This window comes from Massilia glaciei (assembly GCF_003011895.2).
Taxonomy (GTDB): Bacteria; Pseudomonadota; Gammaproteobacteria; order Burkholderiales; family Burkholderiaceae_D; genus Telluria_A; species Telluria_A glaciei.
The window spans coordinates 1-2,052 of the sequence record NZ_PXWF02000179.1 but is presented as its reverse complement, the minus strand read 5'-3'; the positions used below and the strand labels follow the sequence as shown (position 1 = coordinate 2,052).

Genomic DNA, 2,052 nt, shown 5'->3' with positions numbered 1-2,052 from the left:
CAGCTTGCCGGTGGATGCCGGGAAATCCTTAGCGTGCTATTTTTTCCGAATTCTGTGGGCGCCCCGATCTGGCCGAAGCGCCGGTTTGCCGGACGCGGCGGCGACGGTGGCCCGTCCCGGGCGTCCCTAAACCCCCGAACTCTGCACCTGCCAAAAGACGATCGGGGTTTGACTCCCAGCTCGTGCTCAAACCGGCTCCGCCACGCGGTGGCAGGGCTCTACCAAGCAGTTCGCTGCACTTGCCACTCGAGATCAGTGGCTGGGGCGCCTAAATTTCCATGGCGGGACCGGGTTTGGTTCTGACCACAAACCGCGGCGCTGGGCAGCTGCCGCCTCCTGCAGCGCCGGCAGGGCGGGATCCTGATTGTATTTCGTGTAGACCCACGCCAGGCCGCGCTCCACCTGGGCGCGATTGACATCGATGCCGGCGCACGACACAAGCGCCACCGCGCGGCCGTATCGGTCGGTACTGACGACCTTTAGCACGGCATCCTTGCGGTAGCACAGCTCGGAAAGGGACTCCTTGGCGCGCTGCCCGAATCCCTGCCGTTTTTCAGGTGCGTCCACGTTCGCCAAGCGAATCCGCGCGGGCCGTCCGTCCTGCAGCACTGTGAGAGTGTCACCGTCCGCGATCCCGATCACGTCCAAGGCTAATGCCGGGGCGCTAGCCAATGCCAGCGCGATCAAAAGCAGCTTCATTTCGTGGCTTCCTTTTTTGGTTGGCCGCATGCCGCACGGCTGCGCTGATCGTGCTGCGGCTGCAGCATACAATGCGCTCTACCTCGCTCCATGAACTCTTGCTGGCCAGGAGTCTGTTTATCGCATCGTACCTCGCGGTGTCGATGCGCCGGCCGCGAAACTTGCCGGCCGCCCGGGCTTTGACGATTCCCTCCGCCTGGCGCTCGCGCCGCTGCTCGTAGTCGCGCCGCGCGATCGCTGCCAGCATGTCGATTAGCATGTCGTTGATGGCGCTGATGTTGTTTTCAGAAGGCGACTGCGCGCATTGTCAGGAGTCGGCTGCACACCGCTAGCAGGGCATACTGCGTCAGGCGCCAGCTACTTCAAAATCCCAGTGTTTCACGTTACCTCCTGATCTGAGCCACAAACGTCGCAAACGTCGCAGCCGGTTCCCTCAGCAACAGTTATGCTTTATCATGTTTTATTGTATGAAGAAAAATGGATACTATGAAAAATATTCTTTTGGCCTTAGCTTTTTTCACGACAAGTATGTCGGTAGGTGCCGCAACCGTAAAGTTATTACCCGAAAGTAAGGGTGTCAGCATGGTTTTTTTTGCTGGTTCTATTGAACCAGGAGACGCGAGCAAAGTGCAGGAAGAGTTCTCGAAAGCGCCGCCAGCTAATGCCCGGGTCATACTACTTTTTTCACCAGGTGGCAGCGTTAAGGAAGCCATGAGAATTGGAGATTACCTCGAACTTGAAGAAATTAGCGCATCGATTTTACCAAATATGACATGCTCCAGCTCGTGTGTACTTGTGTTGGCCGGCGCTGATGAAAAAACAATAAAAGGAAGAGTGGGGATTCACCGGCCGTTTGTGACGGATTTAAGCCTTGGAGGTGAAGCAGGTGCTGCCACTCTTGGTCGAGTTGTGGAGCAGGTTAAAACGTACTTAGATATGAAAGGCATTGCACCAGGCCTCGCTGAAGACATGTTCTCTGTGGAACCACACAAGATTCGCTACCTTGAAGCTGAAGAACTAACCCGTTACCGCTTAGACCAGACCAACTATTTAAAGCAGGAACGCCGGGATATTGAATCCGCAAAGGAACTTGGTGTAACCCGCCAAGAATTTATAGCTAGGAAGGCGCGTATGAATGCTGAGTGTACAGAAATTCTTGACTACGATGTGAAGTTAGCGTGTGTTCGACGGACAATGTACAAATAAGGCGTCTGAGGTGTAATGGAACGTAAAACCGGGTTAAGCCGTTGGCGCGACCGTCTGGTATTGATGAAGGGTCTCGCGACTGGTGCCGATCTCACGCGCAGCTTGGCCCCATCGCGCCGCCGGGCGCTGATGTGTAAGGCTAGGCGT

At 56.1% G+C, this 2,052-nt stretch carries 3 protein-coding genes; 1 reads left to right on the top strand and 2 read right to left on the bottom strand.

Going from position 1 to position 2,052, the window contains the following annotated elements; all coding sequences use genetic code 11:
- Nucleotides 1–252 precede the first annotated feature (252 nt).
- Both C7C56_RS11135 and C7C56_RS11130 read right to left on the bottom strand, forming a co-directional pair.
- Nucleotides 253–699 carry a thermonuclease family protein gene (locus tag C7C56_RS11135; RefSeq protein WP_106757474.1) on the bottom strand — a complete coding sequence of 149 codons (447 nt, stop codon included), beginning with the start codon at nt 697–699 and terminating at the stop codon, nt 253–255.
- On the bottom strand, nt 665–958 hold the full coding sequence (locus C7C56_RS11130) for a recombinase family protein (RefSeq protein ID WP_106757473.1): 294 nt from the start codon (nt 956–958) through the stop codon (nt 665–667). The genes C7C56_RS11135 and C7C56_RS11130 overlap by 35 nt, the downstream gene beginning before the upstream one ends.
- Before the next feature lie 218 nt (nt 959–1,176).
- Here C7C56_RS11130 and C7C56_RS28135 point away from each other — a divergent pair, with 218 nt between their 5' ends.
- Nucleotides 1,177–1,905: a COG3904 family protein gene (locus C7C56_RS28135; RefSeq protein ID WP_146204427.1), complete on the top strand. Its 729-nt coding sequence runs from the start codon at nt 1,177–1,179 to the stop codon at nt 1,903–1,905.
- Nucleotides 1,906–2,052: the final 147 nt, after the last annotated feature.

Excerpts from the sequence above, each read along its gene's own strand:
- C7C56_RS11135 (WP_106757474.1), bottom strand. The coding sequence starts at position 699 with ATGAAGCTGCTTTTGATCGCGCTGGCATTGGCTAGCGCCCCGGCATTA.
- C7C56_RS11130 (WP_106757473.1), bottom strand. The coding sequence starts at position 958 with ATGCTAATCGACATGCTGGCAGCGATCGCGCGGCGCGACTACGAGCAG.
- C7C56_RS28135 (WP_146204427.1), top strand. The coding sequence starts at position 1,177 with ATGGATACTATGAAAAATATTCTTTTGGCCTTAGCTTTTTTCACGACA.